The sequence below is a fragment of the Streptomyces sp. NPDC051567 genome, assembly GCF_044454165.1.
Taxonomy (GTDB): Bacteria; Actinomycetota; Actinomycetes; order Streptomycetales; family Streptomycetaceae; genus Streptomyces.
The window spans coordinates 16,494-36,855 of the sequence record NZ_JBITDK010000011.1; the positions used below are offsets into that span (position 1 = coordinate 16,494).

At 75.0% G+C, this 20,362-nt stretch carries 14 protein-coding genes; 4 read left to right on the top strand and 10 right to left on the bottom strand.

Translation table 11 applies throughout. The features are described 5' to 3' along the window. Positions 1-12 precede the first annotated feature (12 nt). On the top strand, positions 13-213 hold the full coding sequence (locus ACIA5F_RS14830; protein ID WP_399352773.1) for a hypothetical protein: 201 nt from the start codon (positions 13-15) through the stop codon (positions 211-213). A 37-nt stretch (positions 214-250) separates the two neighbouring features. Here ACIA5F_RS14830 and ACIA5F_RS14835 read toward each other — a convergent pair whose 3' ends face one another. From ACIA5F_RS14835 to ACIA5F_RS14845, 3 genes are all read right to left on the bottom strand, one after another. After that, positions 251-2,221 (bottom strand): APC family permease, encoded by a 1,971-nt coding sequence (locus tag ACIA5F_RS14835; protein WP_399352775.1) that lies wholly within the window; start codon positions 2,219-2,221, stop codon positions 251-253. 170 nt (positions 2,222-2,391) lie between these two features. Further along, the gene (locus tag ACIA5F_RS14840; RefSeq protein WP_399352777.1) at positions 2,392-2,847 is read right to left on the bottom strand and encodes a (2Fe-2S)-binding protein; all 456 of its coding nucleotides are present in this window, start codon (positions 2,845-2,847) and stop codon (positions 2,392-2,394) included. 12 nt (positions 2,848-2,859) lie between these two features. After that, complete coding sequence (locus ACIA5F_RS14845; protein ID WP_399352779.1) at positions 2,860-5,142, bottom strand: molybdopterin cofactor-binding domain-containing protein; 2,283 nt, start codon at positions 5,140-5,142, stop codon at positions 2,860-2,862. 534 nt (positions 5,143-5,676) lie between these two features. On the opposite strand from ACIA5F_RS14845, the gene ACIA5F_RS14850 reads away from it, so the two are divergent. Continuing rightward, positions 5,677-7,101 (top strand): PP2C family protein-serine/threonine phosphatase, encoded by a 1,425-nt coding sequence (locus tag ACIA5F_RS14850; protein WP_399352781.1) that lies wholly within the window; start codon positions 5,677-5,679, stop codon positions 7,099-7,101. Between the two features lie 40 nt (positions 7,102-7,141). On the opposite strand, the gene ACIA5F_RS14855 is transcribed toward ACIA5F_RS14850, so the two are convergent. Beyond that, complete coding sequence (locus ACIA5F_RS14855) at positions 7,142-8,626, bottom strand: hypothetical protein (protein WP_399352783.1); 1,485 nt, start codon at positions 8,624-8,626, stop codon at positions 7,142-7,144. Between the two features lie 232 nt (positions 8,627-8,858). On the opposite strand from ACIA5F_RS14855, the gene ACIA5F_RS14860 reads away from it, so the two are divergent. Together ACIA5F_RS14860 and kstD are read left to right on the top strand one after the other, a co-directional pair. Beyond that, positions 8,859-9,980, top strand: coding sequence for an aminoglycoside phosphotransferase family protein (locus ACIA5F_RS14860; RefSeq protein WP_399352785.1), 1,122 nt, complete (start codon positions 8,859-8,861; stop codon positions 9,978-9,980). A gap of 338 nt (positions 9,981-10,318) precedes the next feature. Beyond that, complete coding sequence (kstD, locus tag ACIA5F_RS14865) at positions 10,319-12,034, top strand: 3-oxosteroid 1-dehydrogenase (RefSeq protein ID WP_399353063.1); 1,716 nt, start codon at positions 10,319-10,321, stop codon at positions 12,032-12,034. Positions 12,035-12,152: 118 nt separating this feature from the next. On the opposite strand, the gene ACIA5F_RS14870 is transcribed toward kstD, so the two are convergent. The 6 genes from ACIA5F_RS14870 to ACIA5F_RS14895 all read right to left on the bottom strand — a co-directional run bounded on the left by ACIA5F_RS14870 (position 12,153) and on the right by ACIA5F_RS14895 (position 20,335). Next, on the bottom strand, positions 12,153-12,653 hold the full coding sequence (locus ACIA5F_RS14870; protein WP_399352787.1) for a hypothetical protein: 501 nt from the start codon (positions 12,651-12,653) through the stop codon (positions 12,153-12,155). A 309-nt stretch (positions 12,654-12,962) separates the two neighbouring features. After that, complete coding sequence (locus ACIA5F_RS14875; protein WP_399352788.1) at positions 12,963-15,797, bottom strand: ATP-binding protein; 2,835 nt, start codon at positions 15,795-15,797, stop codon at positions 12,963-12,965. 203 nt (positions 15,798-16,000) lie between these two features. Next, a complete protein-coding gene (locus ACIA5F_RS14880) occupies positions 16,001-17,152 on the bottom strand; it encodes a thiolase domain-containing protein (RefSeq protein ID WP_399353065.1) in 1,152 nt (383 codons plus the stop codon). Positions 17,153-17,172: 20 nt separating this feature from the next. Beyond that, positions 17,173-18,243, bottom strand: coding sequence for a thiolase domain-containing protein (locus ACIA5F_RS14885; RefSeq protein ID WP_399352790.1), 1,071 nt, complete (start codon positions 18,241-18,243; stop codon positions 17,173-17,175). After that, positions 18,243-19,232, bottom strand: a complete 990-nt coding sequence (locus ACIA5F_RS14890) for a Zn-ribbon domain-containing OB-fold protein (protein ID WP_399352792.1) — start codon at positions 19,230-19,232, stop codon at positions 18,243-18,245. The genes ACIA5F_RS14885 and ACIA5F_RS14890 overlap by 1 nt, the downstream gene beginning before the upstream one ends. A gap of 302 nt (positions 19,233-19,534) precedes the next feature. Further along, complete coding sequence (locus tag ACIA5F_RS14895; RefSeq protein WP_399352794.1) at positions 19,535-20,335, bottom strand: crotonase/enoyl-CoA hydratase family protein; 801 nt, start codon at positions 20,333-20,335, stop codon at positions 19,535-19,537. Between the last annotated feature and the right edge of the window lie 27 nt (positions 20,336-20,362).

The window sequence follows — 20,362 nt, forward strand, 5'->3', positions numbered from 1 at the left end:
CCGGGAGAGACCATGGCGAACAGCCCCGCGCCGCACACCCGTGGCCAGTCCACCGCCGACCGGCTGGCCGCCGGACTGGCCGCCTCGCAGGAGCGGGAGGCCCGGCTCATGGCCGCGCACGAGTTCTACGCCGCGGAGAGGGAGCACGACCGCGGCGAGGCGCTCCGCCTCGAACTGGAGGGCCTGCGCCCGGACCCGGAGCCGAGCCGCTGACCCGCGCCGGCCCACTGGCCCGGCCCACTGCGCCGGCCTACCGGTCCGGCCGGTCCGTCGTCACCGCCGCGGCCGGGCGGGCGGCGGGCCCCGCCCGCCGGGCCGACTCCAGCAGGTAGGGGACGTCGATCACCGCGACGCCCGGTGTGAACAGCAGTCTCGTCTTCAGCCGCAGCGCGTTCTGGTTGTGCAGGGGCTGCTCCCACCAGTGCCCGACCACGTACTCGGGGATCACCACCGACAGCATGTCCGTCGCGGCGTCCGCGGCCAGCTCCTCGACGTGGGCGAGGATCGGGCCCACCACCTCGCGGTACGGCGAGTGCAGGATCTTCAGCGGGACCCCCGGATCGTGCGCGGCCCACTGCGCGCGCAGCCCCCGCGCCTCCTCCTCGTCGGCCGCGACGGTGACGGCCGTCAGGGTGTCGGGCCGCAGCCCCAGCGCGTAGCCGAGCGCCTTCAGCGTCGGGGCGTGCACGGAGGAGACCAGGACGACCACGTGGTGGCGGGCGGGTTTGCGGGGTCTGGCGTCGGCGGGGACGGCGACCTGCCGGGCCACCTGGTCGTAGTGGCGGCGCACCCCCTTCATCCCGGCGAAGAGCAGGGGCATGGCGATGACGACCAGCCAGGCGCCGTGGGTGAACTTGGTGAGCAGGACGATGACCAGGACCAGTGCGGTCATGACGGCCCCGACCGCGTTGATGGCGCGGCGGCGGTGGATGTGGACCCGCTCCTGGACCGGTGTGGCGGGCGAGGCCAGCTCCTTGCGCCAGTGCCGGACCATCCCGGCCTGGGAGAGGGTGAAGGAGACGAAGACGCCGATGATGTAGAGCTGGATGAGGCGGGTCAGCTGGGCGTCGAAGGCGACGATGAGGGCGATGGCGGCGAGCGCCAGGAGCACCACGCCGTTGGAGTAGACGAGCCGGTCGCCCCGGTTGAAGAGCTGGCGGGGCGCGTACCGGTCCTTGGCCAGGATCGAGGCGAGCATCGGGAACCCGTTGAAGGCGGTGTTCGCGGCGAGGACCAGGACCCCGGCGGTGACGGCCTGGAGCAGGTAGAAGAGGAAGTGCGCGCTCCCGAAGGTGGTGCGGCCGATCTGGGCGAGCGCGGTGGACATCGGGGTGCCGGGGGCGAGCCCCAGCTGGGTGGGGTCGGCCGCGACGTGCACCTCGTACACCATGGCCAGGACGGTGATGCCCACGAACATCGTCACCGACAGGGCGCCCATCACGGCCAGGGTGGTCGCCGCGTTGCGGGCCTTGGGCTTGCGGAAGGCGGGGACGCCGTTGCTGATCGCCTCGACCCCGGTGAGGGCGGTGCAGCCGGAGGCGAAGGCGCGCATCACCAGGAGGACGAGGGCCAGGCCGGTGTAGGTGTCGGCCCCGACGATCGGCAGGTCGGCGGATTCGGCGCGCAGGGTGGCGCCGTTCGCCATCCGGACCGCGGCGAAGGCGAACATGAGGTAGATCACGAGGACGAACCCGTAGGTGGGAACGGCGAAGACCCGCCCGGACTCCCGTACGCCGCGCAGGTTCATCAGGGTGATGAGCACCACGAAGGCGACGGAGAGGGCGACCTGGTGGCCGCTGAGCGAGGGGATCGCCGAGGTGACGGCGGCGACTCCGGAGACGACGGAGACGGCGACGGTCATGACGTAGTCGACGAGCAGGGCGCTGGCCGCGGTCAGCGCGGCGGTGGGGCCGAGGTTCTCGGCGCTGACGACGTACGCGCCCCCGCCGCCGGGGTAGGCGTGGCAGGTCTGCCGGTAGGAGGCGACGACGACGACCAGCAGGAAGACGATGGCGGCTGCCGCGTACCAGGTGAGGTGGAGCAGGGCCACCCCGCCGAGGGCGAGGATCAGCAGGATCTCCTCGGTGGCGTAGGCCACGGAGGAGAGCGGGTCGCTGCAGAAGATCGGGAGGGCGAGCCGTTTGGGCAGCAGGGTCTCGCCCAGCCGCGCGGTGTCGAGCGGTTCACCGACCAGCACGCGTTTCGCGTTGATGCGCCTCATTCGGACATGATCGTCCAGTTTGTCCGCCAGGCCGCCCGTCTGCGGGCTGTGTCACGCCGCGAACCGCCCCGCCTCCCCCGGCCACCACCGCCGCGGACCGGCCGTGCCGGTTCACGACGGCCGGGTCACATGCGGGCGGGTCACATGCGGGCGGGTCACATGCGGGCGGGTCACATGCGGGCGGCGGCGGCGCGGATGGCCTCGCGGATGCGGACGTAGGTCCCGCAGCGGCAGATGTTGGCGATGGCGTCGATGTCCTCGTCCGTGGGCTCGGCGGTGCGCTTGAGCAGGGCCACGGCGGCCATGATCTGGCCGGGCTGGCAGAAACCGCACTGGGAGACGTCCTGTTCGAGCCATGCCTCCTGGACGGGGTGGAGGCGGTCGCCGTCGGCCAGGCCCTCGATGGTGGTGACCGACCTCCCGGCGCAGGCGGAGACGGGGACCACGCACGGCCGGACGTCCACGCCGTCGAGATGGCTGGTGCACGCCTTGCAGACGTCCACCCCGCAGCCGTACTTGGGGCCGGTGACGCCCAGCATGTCCCGCAGGACCCAGAGCAGGGGCAGATCGTCGGGGGCGTCCACGGTGACGCTCCGCCCGTTGACGGTGAAGGTGTGCGAGGGCACGGCGTACTCCTGCTAGCGGGGATAGGGGGTGAAGTCGACGTCGAAGTCGAGGGGGAAGGAGCGCGGTTTCCTCCCGGTGGCGCGGGCCCAGGCGTTGGCGATCGCGCCGACCGCCGCGGGCACCCCGAGCTCGCCCGCGCCGCCCGGCTCCTCGCCCGTGGCGGGGAGCACGAAGACCCGTACGTCGTGCGGGGTGTCCCGCTGGCGGGCCCAGTGGAACTGGCTGTAGCTGCCCTCCAGGGGAAGCCCCTTGTCCAGGTGGAGTCCGGCGCGCAGGGTGGTGGAGATCGCGTCGGTGAGCCCGCCGATCATCTGGGCCTGAAGACCTCGCGGGTTGACGGGCAGGCCCACGTCGACCGCGATGACGGCCTTGGTGACGCGCGCGTGGTCCGGGTCGCGGGTGTCGATCTCGACGAGGCAGGCGGTGCGGGAGCGGTACTCCTCGTGGAAGGCGATGCCCTGGGCGCGGCCCGGCTCCATCGGCCGGCCCCACTCCCCTTCCTCGGCCACCTTGTCCAGCACCGCGCGCTGGGCCGCGTTCTTGAGGAAGGCGCGCCGGAACAGGTAGGGGTCCTTCCCGGTCCGCGCGGCCAGTTCGTCGACCATGATCTCCTCGGCGCCGCGCGTGTTCGCGGAGTACACCGAGCGCCAGGAGCCGGTCGGGACCCCGGTCGCCACCTCGGTGAGCGTCTGGGTGGTGAGCCCGAAGTGGTACGGGGAGGAGACCGTGGTCCGGAAGATGGTCTGGGCGAGCGCCGCGTTGCCGATGAGCGGCAGGCTCGCCACGGTGGCCGTGAGGATCTCGCCGAGTCCGTGCCGGAAGTCGGTCTCGGCGGCGGCGACGCGGTGTTCGAAGGTGAGCACCTCGCCGAGGAGGTGGGTGGCGCGGATCTTGTGGTGGGTGGCGGGCCGCATCCGGCCGTGCCGGGTGTCGTCCACGCGGGTCCACATCAGCCGGACCGGGCGGCGGCACGCCTGGGAGACGAGGGCGGCCTCCAGGGCCGCGTCGAAGAAGAGCCGGCGGCCGAAGGAGCCGCCCGCCTGGACCACGTGGACCGTGACCTTGTCGACCGGCAGGCCGAGTGCGGCGGCGATGCTCTGGCGGGCGATGATCGGGGACTTGAGCCCGGACCAGATCTCGGCGCGGTCCGCGCGGACGTCGGCGACGGCGGAGTTGGTCTCCATCGGGGCGTGGCTGACGAAGGCGAAGTCGAACTCGGCGTCCACGTACGGGGTCAGCAGCGGCGCCACCAGGGGCGCCGGGGCGGCGGCGCGCAGTTTCGCGCGGACCTGCTCGTCGGAGAGGTGGTCGGCGGGGCCGGGGCCCCAGGTGACCTTGAGCGCGTCCTTGGCGACGATGGCCTGCCCGAAGGTCTCGGCGACGACGGCGACACCGGTCGGGACGGTCACCACGTGCAGGACGCCGGGCATGGCCCGGACGGCGGCGAGGTTGGTGACGGCGCGGACGGTGCCGCCGAGGGTGGGCGGGCGGCGCAGCACGCAGGGTCTGGCGCCGGGCACGTCGAGGTCGAGGGTGTACTTCTGGGCGCCGGTGACCATGGCGCGGGCGTCGACGCGGCCGGTGGGTGTGCCGACGAGGGAGTGCCGGGCCGTCTTCTTGGGGGTGGCGCCGAGGACGATCAGGCGCGGATCGGCGGCGTCCGCGGCGAGGGCGCCGTATCCGGCGGTGCGGCCGTCGGGAGCGCGGACGGCGCCGTCGGCGGTGGTCAGCGCGGACCGCGGGAGGTTCCAGCGGCGGGCGGCGGCGGCGACCAGCCGGGCACGGGCGGTCGCGGCGGTCTGGCGGACCGGCCCGTAGAGGGAGCGGATCGCGTTGGAGGAGCCGGTGAGCTGGTTGAAGAGCAGCTCGGGCCGGGCGTCGTCCAGTTCCACGCGGACGTGGGCCAGGGGCGCGTCGAGTTCCTCCGCGACGAGCATGGCGACGGCGGTGGTGAGCCCCTGGCCGACCTCCTCGCGCGGCAGCCGGAAGCGGATGGTGCCGTCCGCCTCCACCAGGAGCGCCAGCAGGGCGGAGGTGGGCGCGCCGGCCAGGATGAACAGGTCGCCGAGGTCGAACAGGTCGGCGACGGCGGGCAGGGTCGGTACCGCGGCGTGGGCGCTGCGCGGGGCGGCCGCTTCGGCCCCGGCGCTGGTGACGAGGGCGAGGGTCGGGGCCGCGACGAGGGAGGTAAGGAAGGACCGGCGGCTCGGGCCGCCGCCGGTGCGGTCCGCCCGCGCCGGGGGGCCCTGCCCGTCCGGCGGGCCCTGTCCTGCGGTACGGCTCTGCCCGGTCATGTCCTCGTGTCCCCACCCTGCGCGGGCCCGCTGGCGCGGACCTCCCCCGGTTCGTTACCGGCACGTAGCGTAGCGATCTTGGGGAGGTGGGGAAAATCCGGGCCCCGACGGGCCCTTCTCCCGACGGGGGAAGGGGGAGCAAGGCCCGGAAAACCGGGGGTCCATGGGGCCGGAGGCACCCGTTCGGGGGTACCGTGGCGGGCGGGCCGGTCCGCGTACCGTGCCCGGACGCCGGTGTGTTCACCCCGTCCGCCCCGGCCGTACGAACGACCTTCCGCGGCCGGACGGCCGGTTTCCGGCCGGACCCGGTCACCGCGTGTGCGGGTGGTCCGGCGTGACCGGGCAGGGCCCACGAAAGCCCTGGCCGAAAACGTTCGCACGGTCACAGAACGACCCATAAGGCCCTTGGCATATGCCCGGGGCAAGAACGGTTCTGATGTTGCCAATCGCCTTACACGCCGTCGCCGCCTGTGCGACAGTCGTTACCGGTCCTTCCTTCAGACCTGGCCGTGCCGCGCCTGTATCGGAGTTCTCATGCCGCCCCACCTGTCCGCGGACCGTCCCGCGCCGCCACCCGAGCCGGGACCGGTGGACGCGCTGATCTCGCAGACCCGGCGGCTGCGCGGAGAGGTGGACGCGGTCCGCCGCCACGCCGTGGCGGACGACGAGGCCCAGGGCCGCTGGCAGCGCGCCCTGTGCGACCTCGCCGTGCACCAGCTCGACGACCTCGGTGAGCACCTCGGCCAGCTCAGGGCCGGCCTGCCGCCCGCGCCCGAGCCCACCGTCTTCCCCCGGCCCGTACCCGAGGCCGGCCCCCAGGACCGGCAGGTCCGCGTCGGCAACGCCGAGTGGAACCTGCTGACCGACGAGGTCACCTGGTCCGACGAGCTCTTCCAGATCTTCGGCCGGCCTCCCGCGGCGGGCGCGCTGCCCCTGGACGAACTGGGTTCCACGCTCTTCTCCGAGGACCAGCCGCTGCTCACCTCGATGGTCACCGCCTGCCTGGTGGACGGCCGGCCGATGGACGGCGAGTTCCGCATCGTCCGCCCCGACGGACGGGTGCGGACCCTGCACATGAAGGGCGAGCCGGTCCTCGACGTCGACGGCTGCACCGCCTCCATGTGGGCCGTGCTGCGGGACGTGAGCGACCTGCGCCGCAGCCGGCGGGCGGTGAGCGAGTCCCGGGACTCGCTCCAGCGCCGCCGGGAGATCGCGCAGACCGAGCACCGGCTGGCGGTCGAGCTCCAGGAGGCGGTGCTCCCGCCGTGGCAGGGCCGTCCCCTGCGCTTCCCGCACCGCGGCGGCGGCACGCTCGACGTGGCCGCGTACTACCTCCCCTCCGCGACCAGCGCGCTGATCGGCGGCGACTGGTACGACGCGCTCGAACTGCCCGGCGGGGACTCGATGCTGACGGTCGGCGACCTGACCGGGCACGGGGTGGCCGTCACCTCCGGGATGGCGATGATGCTGGGCGCCCTGCGGGCGATGGCCATGGCCGGGATCGAGCCGGGCCCCCTGATGGGCTGGCTCAACCAGCTCCTGGAGAGTTCCGCGCAGCCCGCCCTCGGCTCGGCCGTCTGCTGCCGCTACGACCCCGCGCGCCGGGTCCTGTCCTGGGCGCAGGCGGGCCACCCGGCCCCCCTGCTGTTCCGCCGCGGCTCGGGCCGCTCCCTGCTGCCCCCGGAGGGCGTCCTGCTGGGCGCGACCTCCGGGGCGGCGTACGGGCAGGCCGAGGAGCGGCTCGACGTGGGTGACGTCCTCGTCCTGCACACCGACGGGCTGACGCCGCGCAGCATCGAGTTCAGCCGGGCGGACGGCACCGAGCGGCTGCTCGCGCTCGCGCCGCGGCTCTCGGCGGCGCGCTCGGCACAGGAGTGCGTACGGCTGGTGACCGAGGAGTTCGGCGAGGGCGGACGCGCGGACGACGCCTGCGTGCTCGTGGCCCGGGTGGGCGCGTAGCGGCGGACCCCTGCGGGCCGGGACGGCTGCGACGACGGGGTCACACCGTGGCGCCGTGCGGCGCCGGGGTGTCGGGGAGGGCCAGCCGGATCTCCTCGCGCAGGTTCTCGACGCGCGCGTGCCCCGAGTACTGGCCGGTGAGCCGGTACATCTCGCGGAGCCGGTCCCAGGTCCGGTGCGAGGAGGTCTCGTTCATCGAGACGAGCGCGAGCCGGGCGTAACGGTCGGCCTGTTCCGGGTCGTCGGCGATGAAGTAGGCCGAGGCCAGCGAGAGGTAGTCGAAGATCTGCGACCGCTGGTACCCCTCGCCGCGCAGCCGCAGCGCCTCCTTGGCGTGCCGCGCGGCGACCGGCGCCGCGGTGGCGTCGTGGTCGGCGAGCGTCCGGTACGCGAGGGCCTGCATCCCGTGCAGGTCCGCCTCGTCGAAGTGCTGCATCCAGCTGGGCGGCGGCACGTCGCCCCGGTCGGAGACGAAGAGTTCCTCCGCCTCGCCCAGGGTGCGGCGCATGGCCTGGCCCTTGCCCATCGCGGCCTGCGCCCAGGCTTCGATGGTGTGGAGCATGGCGCGGGTGCGGGGCAGGGCCGTCTCCCCCGAACCGGACCGCGCCAGCCGCATCAGGTCGAGCGCCTCGTCCGGCTTGCCCAGGTGGACCATCTGGCGGGCGGCCCGGGAGAGCGCCTCGCCCGCGCGCGGCCGGTCGCCGCCCTCGCGGGCCGCGTGCGCGGCGATGAGGAAGTACTTCTGCGCGGTGGGTTCGAGCCCCACGTCGTGGGACATCCAGCCGGCCAGCACCGCCAGGTTGGCCGCCACCCCCCACAGCCGCCGCTGGAGGTGGTCGGGGTGGTGGTAGGCGAGCATCCCGCCGACCTCGTTGAGCTGGCCGACGACGGCCTTGCGCTGGAGGCCGCCGCCCCGGGAGGCGTCCCAGGCGCGGAAGACCTCGACGGAGTGTTCCAGTGCCTCGATCTCCTGGGAGCCGATGGGCGCGGCGTCGTAGCGGTCGTAGCCCGCCTGGTCGGCCTGGAAGGGGACACGGCCCGGCGCGACGGCGGCGCGGGCGGGATCGGTGTGCAGCCAGTCGTGCATGGCGTGGGTGAGGGCGGAGCCGGCGGTGAGCACGGCGCCCGCGCCCATCAGACCGCGACGGTTGAGCATGAGGTCCATTCCCGTGAATTCGGTGAGGACCGCGGCGGTGCGTTCGGGCGCCCAGGGCATTCCGTCGGGGCACTCCTGCTCCCCGTCCCGCTGCCGTTTCGTGGTGCGCCGCTGCCGTACGAAACCGAGGTCCTCGATGGTCACGACACGGCCGAGCCGCTCGGTGAACAGGGCTGCCAGTACCGTGGGCACCGGTTCGCGCGGGGACTCCCCCGTGTCGATCCAGCGCCGTACCCGCGAGGTGTCGGTGGCCAGCTGGTGGTGGCCCATGGCCGCCGCCTGCCGGTTGACCATCCTCGCGAGTTCACCCTTGGACCAGCCGGCCAGGCCGAACAGGTCGTTCAGGCGGGTGTTCGGACCTTTGCTCACGTCAAGCCCCCAGGTTCTCGGCTGAGTTGACAGTAACCCCGCGCCAGGGGGCCGACGACTATTCGCCAGGGTTCGCCAGGGTGCGCCAGATGGTGTGCCACCCGTGCCCGGGTGTCAGGTAGGGATGCGCCTCCCCGACCCGGTCACCTGCGGAACTCCCCAGGGCGAAGCACGGACCGGCGGGGGTGGCGTACGCAACTCGTCGGCACACGAAGGGATACCCGTCACCGCCATGTACGCAGCATCGTCCTCCGTGTCCGCGCCGGTCCGCCAGCACCGCACCCTCCAGGCGGGCGGCGGACCCTACCTCGAATCCGGCCGCTCCGCGCCCCCCGCGCAGGGCGCCGTACGGGCACGGCGGATGCCGGTGGCCGCGCCGCGACAGCTCAGCGGGAGGATCGACCTCTCCGGGCCGCAGGGGGCCCAGTTGCGCACCGCGCTCACCTCGGTGCAGCGGATCTGTCCGGAGTTCACCCCGGTGCAGGTGCTACGGCGCAGCGGACGCTCGGTCCTGCTGGTGGGGGCCACCGGGCGGACGACCGCCGTGGCCAAGGTCTTACTGGACCACTCGCCCGAGTGGCGCGAGCGGTACCGGCACGAGATAGCGGCGTACCGGGCGTTCGTCCGGCACCGTCCCCCGGTCCGGGTCCCGCGGCTGATCGCCGCCGACCCCGAGGAATGCGCGCTGGTGGTCGAGCGCGTGTCGGGCCGGGTGGCCGCGCTCCAGCGGCACCCGGTGGAGGCGCCGCCGCGGCCGGACATCCGCGCCGCCCTGGGCGCCGTGTGCCAGGTCAACCGCTGGGAGGCGCCGGCCGGGCTGTTCGGGAGCCCGCTGCACTACTCCCGGCGGATCGCCCGCGACCACGAACTCGGCCTGCTGACCGACCGGGACCTCGGGGACCTGCGGAAGCTGCTGCGCGGGGCGCGGGCCGGCACCGGCCCGCAGTTCAACCACGGTGACGCGCTGCTGTCGAACCTGCTGCTCTCCCCGGCCGGCCCGGTGCTGCTCGACTGGGAGCACGCGGGGTGGTACCTGCCGGGTTACGACCTGGCCACGCTGTGGGCGGTGCTGGGCGACGCCCCGGCGGCCCGGGGCCAGATCAGCCGGCTCGCCCAGGCCGCCGGACCGGCCGCCCGGGACGCCTTCCTGGTCAATCTGATGCTGGTGCTGATCCGTGAGATCCGGATGTGCGAGACCGCGGTCCAGCGGTCGATGCGGGCCGCCGCCCCGGCCCAGCCGCTGCCGGTGGGCGCCCTGTCCTCCGGCGAGGAGCAGCGGCTGCTGCTGCGCCGTCTCCACGACGACGTGGGCATGGCCCGCCGGGCGGTCCGCGCGGCGGTCGGCACCCGCTGACCCCGGCGCCCGGCGCCCGCCCCGACGAGTCCCGTGCCCGGCGCGCCCGCGCGCCGGGCACGGGACCTCGCACGTCCGGGGCGCGGGGGCGGGTGCGTCCGGGGCGCGGGGCGCCGGGCCGTGGGGAAGCGCCGCCGCACGGGCCTTGACTTCCCATCGTCCCCCGCACATTTTTCTGACCCGGCGTCAGAACACTGGAGCCGCTCCCGTCCTCCCGACTCCACCGGAGCCCGCCCGTGACCACGAGCCCCGCCCCGCACCGCGGTTCCCCCTCCCCCTCGCCCGTCCCCGCCTCCTCCCCTTCCCGCCGGACGGTCCTCGCCGGGACCGGGGCCGGGGTGATCGCCGCCACCGTGCTGCCGTCCGCCGCGGCGCGGGCCTCAGGCTCCGGCGAAGGGCCCCCGCTCGGCGTGTACGACGTCGTCGTGGTCGGGTCGGGGGCCGCCGGGATGACCGCCGCGCTCACCGCCGCCGGGCGGGGGCTGAGCGTCCTGGTCGTCGAGAAGGCGGCCACGTTCGGCGGGTCGGCCGCGCGCTCCGGGGCCGGGATCTGGCTGCCCAACAACGCGGTGATCCTGGCCGCGGGCGTGCCGGACACCCCGCGGAAGGCGGCCGCCTACCTGTCGGCGGTCGTCGGGCCCGGTGTGCCCGCCGACCGGCAGGCGGCGTTCCTCGCGCACGGGCCCAGGATGCTGGACTCCGTGATGGCCCGCAGTCCGCTGCGGTTCCGTTTCATGGAGGGGTACAGCGACTACTACCCGGAGCTGCCGGGCGGGCTGCCGAACGGCCGGTCCATCGAGCCGGACCAGCTCGACGGGAGGCTCCTGGGCGCCGAACTGGCCCGCCTGAACCCGGCGTACCTGGCGGTCCCCGCCGGGATGGTGGTGTTCGGCCAGGACTACAAGTGGCTGAACCTCGCGGCGGTCAACGCGCGGGGGCTGGCGGTGGCCACGGAGTGCCTGGCGCGCGGGACGGCGGCGGCGCTGCGCGGGGAGAAGCCGCTGACGATGGGCCAGGCCCTGGCGGCGGGGCTGCGCGCCGGGCTGTCGCGGGCCGGGGTGCCGGTGTGGCTGGACAGCCCGCTGGTGGACCTGGTCCAGGAGGGCGGGGCCGTCACCGGGGTCGTGGTGGAGAAGGAGGGCGTACGGGGCGTCGTGCGGGCCCGGCGGGGTGTGGTCGTCGGCTCGGGCGGCTTCGAGCACGACGCGGGGATGCGGGCCCGCTACCAGCAGCAGCCGACCGACACCCGGTGGTCGGTGGGGGCGAAGGAGAACACCGGGGACGGCATCCGGGCGGGGCAGCGGGCCGGGGCGGCGCTGGCGCTGATGGAGGACGCCTGGTGGGGGCCGACGATCCCGCTGCCCGGGGAGCCGTACTTCTGTCTCGCCGAGCGGACCCTGCCGGGCGGGCTGATCGTGAACGCGGACGGCGCGCGGTTCGTCAACGAGGCGGCGCCGTACAGCGATGTGGTGCACGTGATGTACGAGAAGGACCGGGGCGCGCCGGGTTCGCACATCCCGGCGTGGCTGATCGTGGACCAGAACTACCGCAACAGGTACCTGTTCAAGGACATCCCTCCGACGCTCGCCTTCCCGGACGCGTGGTACGGGGCGGGCGCGGCGGAGAAGGCGTGGACGTGGGACGGGCTGGCGGCGCGGATCGGGGTCCCGGCGGGCGCGCTGCGGGCGACGCTCAACCGGTTCAACGCGCAGGCGTGGTCCGGGACGGACAGCGACTTCCGGCGGGGCGACTCGGCGTACGACCACTACTACACCGATCCGGCGGTGCTGCCGAACTCGTGCCTGGCGCCGGTCTGGGCTCCGCCGTTCCACGCGTTCAGGATCGTGCCGGGGGACCTGGGCACCAAGGGCGGCATCGTGACGGACGCGCGGGCGCGGGCGCTGCGGGAGGACGGCTCGGTGATCCCGGGGCTGTACGCGGCGGGCAACGCGAGTGCGGCGGTGATGGGACACAGTTACGCGGGGGCCGGCTCCACGATCGGGCCCGCGATGACGTTCGGCTACGTGGCGGCCAACGACCTCGCGGACGCGTGACGTGCGGGTGCGGCGCGTCCGTGGGGCGTGGGGTCCGGGAAGGGTGTGACGGGGCCGGGCCGGTTCTCCCGGCCCGCGCGGGGCGGGTCCGGCCGGTTCCCCGGCCGGGCGCTCGCCGCTATCCCTGCTGGAAGAGTTCGGCGGGGAGCGGCTTCAGCAGCGCGTAGAGGTCGTCGGTGATCGGGCGGTCCCAGCTGGCGATGGTGACCAGCACGTTGTCACTGCGGTCGAACTGCACGCAGGAGATCCGGGACTCCGACAGCTTGATCTTGCGGACGATGAGGAGGTTGTCGCCCTGCATGACGGGGCAGTCCTCGGCGCCGGTGACCTCGACCTCCTCCTCGTTCTCCAGGGCGTCCAGGAGCTGGGCCACCTCGAAGGGGACCTGGCCCTCGGCGAGCTCCCGGGCGGGGGAGCCCTCGGGAAGGTTGCCGATGATCATCGCGGGGCCGCGTCCGCCGAACAGGTCGTAGCGCAGGAAGACACCCTGACAGCTGCCGTCGGGGGCGGGGAGCAGCCCGGCCCCGAGGTTGCCCGGCCAGTCCCCCGGGTCCATGGCCAGGACGTCGAAGTCCGGGCCGGCGGGTGTGGCGGCGCGGTGGCGGCGGAGGAAGGACATGCCGCCATGGTACGTGGCCCGGCGGGTTTCCCGGCCCCCGGGGCTCCCTCGGGTACGGGCCCGGCCCCGCACCCCGGTGACACCGCGCCGGGGCCGGGCCGGGGCGCCGGGAGGCCCTGCGGAGCGGGCCGGGGACCGGGCCGTCACCGGGGGCGCCCCGGGAGCACGGGCCGGTCCGGGAGCGGGCGCGCGGGGCGGGAGGACCACCGGGGAGCCGGACCGGGGCCGTCGGGACGGGCCGGTTTCCGGGACGGGCGGGGTGGTCCGGGCCGGGCCGGGGCCGGGTGCGTCAGGGGCGGACCGGGAGCGTCAGGGGCGGACCGACCCGGCCTTCGGGCGGGCGGACGCCGCCAGCGCGTCCGGCAGGCCGGCGCGGTCGGTGCCCAGCTTGCGGCAGAGCGCCGACAGCTCCTCCTGCGTCACCTCCTCGCCCCGCACGGCCCGCTCCGCCGCCCGCAGCTCGTCGCCGGTCGGCGCGTCCGTCCAGGGCGACCCGCACGGCAGGGCGGCGCCCCGGGCGAGCAGTTCCCCGGCCGTCCGCGCCGCCAGCGCGTCGGCTCCGCACTCCCGGGCCGTGACCAGGGCGCGGGCGAGGATCGCGGTGTCCCCGAGTTCCGTTCCCAGGGCGGCCAGCGCGCGGGCCAGTTCGTACGCCGCCGGGGAGGCCGACAGCAGCGCCACCGCCTCCCGCAGCAGCCCTTCCCGCTCCGGCGGGGCCGCGACCTGTGCCGCCACCCGCAGGGCCTGCCCGATGCCCGAGGGGGCGCCGAAGGCGCGGGCCCGCCGGAGCCCCTCGCGGGCCAGGGCGCGGGCCCGCTCCGGGTCCTCCTCGCGCAGGGCGCGGGCCAGGTGGAGCCGCCACGGGCACCAGGCCGGGTTCTGGATGCCGCGCCGGGCCAGCCGCCGGCCGACCGCCTCCAGTTCGGCGACGGCCGCCTTCGTCCGGCCGAGGGCCAGCAGGAGTTCGGCGTGGACGGTCTGGGAGTCCGGGAAGACGACGGCCGCCGGGAAGGGTTCCCCGTACTCGTGTTCCTCGGCCAGTTCCCGGGCCTCCTGGGGTCTGCCGCGCGCCAGCAGGGTCGTGGTGAGGATGGAGATGGCGTACCAGTGCACGGGGGTGCGGCGGCCCACGCGCTCGGCGAGCCGCAGACCGGCGCGCGCCAGTTCCTCGGCCTCCACGAGCCGCCCGCGCCGGTAGCGGACGTACGCGCGCAGGCTGTAGGCGAAGGAGAGGTGTGCCCCGCGCCAGCCCTGTCGTTCGAACTCGGCGGTGCCCGCGTCGAACAGTTCTTCCGCCCGCCACGGCCGGTCGGCGTACATGTGGACCATGGCGGTCAGGACGGGCACCTCGAAGCCCCGGTCCTCGTGCGCCCAGCTGAAGTGCTGTTCCAGGACCCGGCCCGCGTGGCGCAGGACCGTCTCCACCGGTTCCCCGCGCAGGCAGGCGTCCCAGGCGCGCAGCCCGATGACGTACCGCTCGGTGAGGTCGCGGCCGGTCAGCCGGTCGGCGAGCCGGGCCAGCCGGCGCGAGCGGGCCGGGGAGTCGGGCTCGGCGGCGTCGAAGGCGTCCCACATGAACCGTTCGGACCGCAGGCGCAGCCGGGCGCGCGCGTCCTGGGTGGAGGGGATCTCCCGCGCGAGCGAGTGCGACGCCTCGGCCAGGCGGTCGCTGTGCGCGAGCACCTGCGCGAGACGGATGACGATGCCCTGGCGCAGCGCGGGGTCGTCGAAGGGCTCGGCGAGGGCGTCGCGCAGGTGGTGGACGGTGTTGGCGGGTTCGGTGAGCAGGGAGGCGCAGCCCAGTTCGTAGAGCACGGCGGCGCGTTCGTCGAAGTCCGGGGGTTCGCGCAGGGCGCGGGCGAGCTGGCGGCGGGCGGCTTCGGGGGCGCCCGCGCGGAGGTTCTCGGCGGCGGAGGCGCGCAGGACCCGGACCACCCAGGGGTCGTTCTCGGGGTGGGTCTCCAGGAGGTGGCGGGCGGCGGCGCAGGGGCCGAGTCCGGCGTCCACGACGGCCGCGGCGGCCTTGCCGTGCAGGGCGACGCGCAGGGCGTCGGGTATGGACCGGTAGAGGGCGGTGGCGATCAGCGGGTGGACGAACTCCAGCCCGGCGGGGGGTCCGTCGGCACCCGTGGCCGTGGCCGTGGTGGAGAGGATGCGGGCGTCGCGCAGCCGGCCGGTGGCGTCGGCGGCCTCCTCGGTGCCGAGGGCGGCGACCCGGGCCGCGAGGTCCTGCGGGATGGCGGTGCCGAGGACGGCGCAGGCCCAGGCGAAGCGGACGGTGGAGGGGCCGAGGCGTTCGAGGCGGGCGACGAGTCCGCTGCCGCGCTGGGCGGCGGCGAGGTCGCGCAGGAGCGGGGCGCTCGCCTCGACCGGGGCCAGGCCCTTCTCCCGTACCTTGGCGGCGAGTTCGACGGCTTCGAAGGGGTTGCCGGTGGTGACGGCCCAGGCCTCCCGGCAGAAGGCGTCGTCCGCGTGGCCGCCGACCGTCTCGCGGACGAGGGTGCCCACGGCGCCCGCGGTGAGCGGGGCGAGGGCCAGCGGGCGCTGTCCCGCCCGGCCGGGCAGGGTGCGGAAGGCGTCGGCGTGGGCGGGCAGTTCGTCGGGGCGGTAGGCGACGACGAGGAGGAGCGGGAGGTGTTCGGCGCGCGGGGCGAAGGCGGCGAGCCAGCCGAGGGACTCGGGGTCGGTCCAGTGGGCGTCGTCGAGGACGAGGGCGACGGGGGCGCGCTGGACGACGAGGTGGGTCAGGACCCAGTCGAGTCCGTCGCGCAGGCCCTGGGGGTCGGGCGGGGCGCCCTGTTCGGGGGCGCAGAGGCCGAGGGCCGGGCCGACGATGGGGTACCAGTCGCCGAGGGCGGCGCGCAGGCGCGTCCCGGAGGCGCCGGCGAGCTGGGGCTGGATCAGCTGGCGGGCGACGTGGAAGGGCTGGCTCTGTTCCTGTTCGCCGCCGCGGGCGGCGAGGACGGTGCAGGCCCGGGCGCGGGCCCGGCGGCGCACCTCGGCGAGGAGGGTGGTCTTGCCGAGCCCGGCGGGGCCGGAGAAGGCGAGCAGGGCGCCGCCCTCCGCGGCGCCGGACGCGCCGGGACCGGTGAGCTGGTCCAGGGCCTCTTCCACGGTGGCAAGTTCGGTCTCGCGTTCGAACATCGTGCGCCGTATGAAGGTCCGGCGTTCCGTCATGGCTGGTCCCCCCAGGCGTGTTCGGGGAGATCAGCGTACGCCCGCGCACGGCGGGAGGCGGTCTGCCGCCGGGAAAGGTTCCGATCTTCTTCCCGTCGGCCCGGGCCGGGCCGTCCCCGGGCCGGGCCCGTTGCGTGCCGCCCCGCCACCGGGGCCGTGCGGGGGGGCGTTCAGCCGGCCGGTTCCTCGGCCCCGACCAGCCACATCGCGAAGAACTGCGCGCCGCCTCCATAGGCGTGCCCCAGGGCCCGGCGGGCCCCCGGGACCTGGTGCTCCCCCGCCCGGCCGCGGACCTGGAGGGCGGCCTCCGCGAAGCGGATCATGCCGGAGGCGCCGATCGGGTTGGTGGACAGGACGCCGCCCGACGGGTTGACCGGGAGGTCGCCGTCGAGTTCGGTGACCCCGGCCTCGGTCAGCTTCCAGCCCTCGCCCGGCGGGGCGAAGCCCAGGTTCTCCAGCCACATCGGCTCGTACCAGGAGAAGGGCACGTACAGCTCCGCCACGTCGATCTCCCGGCGCGGGTCGGTGATCCCCGCCTGCCGGTAGACGTCGGCCGCGCAGTCGCGGCCCGCGCGGGGCGAGACGGAGTCCTTGCCCGCGAAGAGGGTCGGTTCGCTGCGCATCGCGCCGCCGTGCATCCAGGCCGGCGGGTGCGGTGAGCGGGCCGCGCCCGCCCGGCCGGTGAGGATCATCGCGCAGGCCCCGTCCGAGGAGGGGCAGGTCTCGGAGTAGCGGATCGGGTCCCAGAGCATGGGGGACGCCTGGACCTTCGCCAGGGTGATGCCGTGCTCGCGCAGGTGCGCGTACGGGTTGCGCAGCGCGTTGCGGCGGTCCTTGTAGGCGACGAGCGGGCCCACGGCGGCGGGCGCGCCGGAGCGCCGTATGTAGGCGCGCACGTGCGGGGCGAAGAAGCCGCCCGCGCCCGCCAGCAGCGGCTGCTGGAAGGGGACGGGCAGCGACAGGCCCCACATGGCGTTGGACTCGGACTGCTTCTCGAAGGCGAGGGCGAGGACGGTGCGGTGCACGCGGGCGGCCACCAGCCCGGCGGCGACCAGCGCCGTCGAGCCGCCGACCGAGCCGGCGGTGTGGACGCGCAGCAACGGTTTGCCGACGGCGCCCAGCGCGTCCGCGAGGTACAGCTCGGGCATCATCACGCCCTCGAAGAAGTCCGGGGCCTTGCCGAGGACGACCGCGTCGAGGTCCGCCCAGTCCAGTCCGGCGTCGTCGAGGGCGCGCAGCGCCGCCTCCCGGACGAGTCCGGCGAGGGAGACGTCGTGGCGGGCGGCGGCGTGCCCGGTCTGGCCGATGCCGACGACCGCCACCGGTTCCCTGCCGGTGGCGCTCAACGGGGTTCCCCTTCGAGGACGGCCACCAGGTTCTGCTGGAGGCAGGGCCCGGAGGTGGCGTGGGCGACGGCCCGGTCGGAGGCGCCGCGGTGGATGCGGGCGGCCACCTCGCCGATCCGGATCAGGCCCGCGGCCATGACCGGGTTGGCGGCGAGCGGCCCGCCGGACGGGTTGACGGTGACCTCCGGGCCGAGCCGCAGGGCCTTGCGGAGCACCACTTCCTGGGAGGAGAACGGCGCGTGCAGTTCCGCCGTGTCCACCGGCCGGGTGAAGAGCCCGGCGACCTGTGCGGCGAGCCGGGTGGACGGGGAGTCGGTGAGGTCGCGCAGGCCCAGGCCCTGGGCGTCGACGCGGTGGTCGATGCCGGTGATCCAGGCCGGGCGCGCGCACAGCCGCCGCGCGGCGGGGCCCGCGGCCAGGACCACCGCCGCCGCGCCGTCGCCTACGGGCGGGCAGTCGCCGGTGCGCAGGGGCGCCACCTGGTAGCCGCCCTGCGGGACGGCCCCGCTGAGCTGGGCGTGCGGGTTGGCCGTGGCGGCGGCCCGGCTGCGGGCGCCGATCGCGGCCAGGGCCCTCTCGTCGGTGTCGCCCGCGTCGATCAGGGCCTGGGCCTGGAGGGCGGCCAGGGCCACGGAGTCGGGCCAGAGCGGAGCCACGTAGTAGGGGTCGAGCTGGCGGGTCAGGACATCGCGCACCGATCCCGGGGAGGACTTCCCGTACGCGTAGACGAGCGCGGTGTCGGCCTCGCCCGTCTGGATTCTGACCCATGCCTCGTAGAGGGCCCAGGCGCCGTCCATCTCGACGTGGGACTCCGCGATGGGCGGCCAGGCGCCGACCCCGTCGAGGGTCATGGTGAAGGAGAAGGCCCGGCCGGCCAGGTAGTCGCTGGAGCCGGAGCAGGTGAAGTCGATGCCTGCGGCCTTCAGCCCGGTCCGTTCCAGGACCTGGTGCAGGACCGGCATGACCATCTCGACCTCGCTGAGTTCGTCGGTGCGGCGCAGGTGGTCGCTCTGGGCGAAGGCGACGACGGCCACGTCGCGGGCGGGTCCCGGTCCCGGTCCCGTCATCAGGTGAACTCCTTGTACGTGTCGTACGCCGCGTCCGGCTCGCCGGTGGGACGGTAGTGGTCGGGGTGGCGCCCGCCCTCGGTCCACACGGGTTCGACGCGCAGGCCCATCCGGACCTGGTCGTAGGGGATGCCGCCGATCCGTCCGTGGAGGGCGAGGCCGGCGCCGTCGAGGACGATGTGGGCGTAGACGTAGGGGACTTCGGGGGCGTCGCTCCCGGCGCCCCGTGCCGTGATGTTGACGACGCAGTACGTGGTGACCGTGCCGGCCGGGCCGACCTCGACCCGGTCGGTGGTGGCGATCCCGCAGGTGGGGCAGGCACCGCGCGGGGGCACGTACACCTGGTGGCAGGAGGGGCAGCGCTCGCCGACGGTCCGGCGCCCGGCGAGGGCGTCGAGGTAGGCGCTCTGGGCGCGGCCGGGGCTGTAGGTGTAGTCGAGTCGGGCCTCGGTGACGATCCGGGTGACGGGGTCGGCGAAGATCCCGTCGTGCGGAACGGGGCCGGGGTCTTCGGCGCCGGGGTCCGGTTCACGGTCCTCGGGCTCGAAGCAGGCGATGTCGGTGATGGCGCCGGTGCGCGCGGCGGCCCAGCGGACCCGCACCCGCATCCCGGAGCGCACGGCCTCGGGGCCGGGCGCGTCCAGGACGTGCAGGAGCGCGGTCGTGGCGCCGTCCAGCCGGACCAGGACCCAGGCGAAGGGGGTGTCCAGCGGCTGGTGGGGGCGGGGGCGGGCGTTCCAGGCCCAGGTGGTGACGGTGCCGGTGGCGGCGACCTCGACCAGGTCGCGGATCTCCTCGGCGGTGACGGGGTCGTACTCGACGGGCGGGACCATCACCGTGCCTTCGGAGGTCCGCACCCCGAGCACGACGCCTTCGCGCAGCCCGGTCAGGAACGCGCTCTGCACGGGCCCGAGCGACCGGGTGAAGGGAAACTCGACGACGAGGGGCGCACGCCACACCCCACCCGGGCACGGGGACACGTCGGTCATGGGCGACTCTCCACTTCTCGACTCCACTCCACGTTCACACCACCCCCACAGACCCCACAGACCTGCTCCTCCAGCCCCGCCGGACTTCTCAACCTCGCCTTACGGCCACAGGCCCGGCATTCTCAGCCCCGCCGGACTTCTCAGCCCGGGCTTACGGCCACAGGCCCGGCATTCTCAGCCCCGCCGGCGTTTGAGGCGCGGGGTCCGGGGCGGAGCCCCGGCAACGGCGCCGCACCGGCCTGGCTACCCCGCACCCGCGACCCGCGACCCGGGCGACCCGTACCCGCCAGGCGCCCCGCCGACTAGGCTCGTCGGTACACCGGGGCCCGTTTCTCCGCGAAGGCCCTGGCCCCCTCCCGCGCGTCGGCGGTCCCGAAGACGGGCCGGCCCCGCGCCAGCTCACCGGCCAGCGCCTCCGCCTCGGTCAGCCCGTCGCTCTCGTAGACGGACGCCTTGACCGCCTCGACCGCGAGCGGCCCGCACGCGTTGATCCGCGCGGCGAGTTCCAGCGCCACGGCCAGGGCCGTCCCGTCGGGGACGACCTGCCCCACGAGGCCGATCCGCGCGGCCTCCGCGGCGGAGTACGGCCGTCCGGTCAGCAGCATCTCCAGCGCGTGCGTCCGCGGGATCTGGCGCGGCAGCCGCACCGTGGAGCCGCCGATCGGGAAGAGTCCGCGCCGGACCTCGAAGAGCCCGAAGACGGCGCTCTCGGCCGCGACCCGGATGTCGGTGCCCTGGAGGATCTCCGTCCCGCCCGCCACGCAGTACCCCTCGACCGCCGCGACCACCGGTTTGCGCGGCCGGTGGTGACGGAGCATCGCCTTCCAGTGCAGGTCGGGGTCGGCCCTGAGGCGGTCGCGGTAGCGGTCGTCCGTCGCCGCGGTCCCGGCCAGTGCCTTCAGGTCCATGCCGGAGCAGAAGTCCCCGCCCGCGCCCGTCAGGACCACCGAGCGGATCTCGTCGTCGGCGTCCGCCTCCAGCCATCCGTCGTGGAGGCCCACCAGCAGGGACGGCGAGAGCGCGTTCTTCGCCTCGGGCCGGTTCATGGTGAGCACCAGCGTGGCGCCGTGCCGTTCCACGGTCAGGTGTTCGGTACCGCCCATGGCCGTCCTCCCGTGTCGACACCTGGA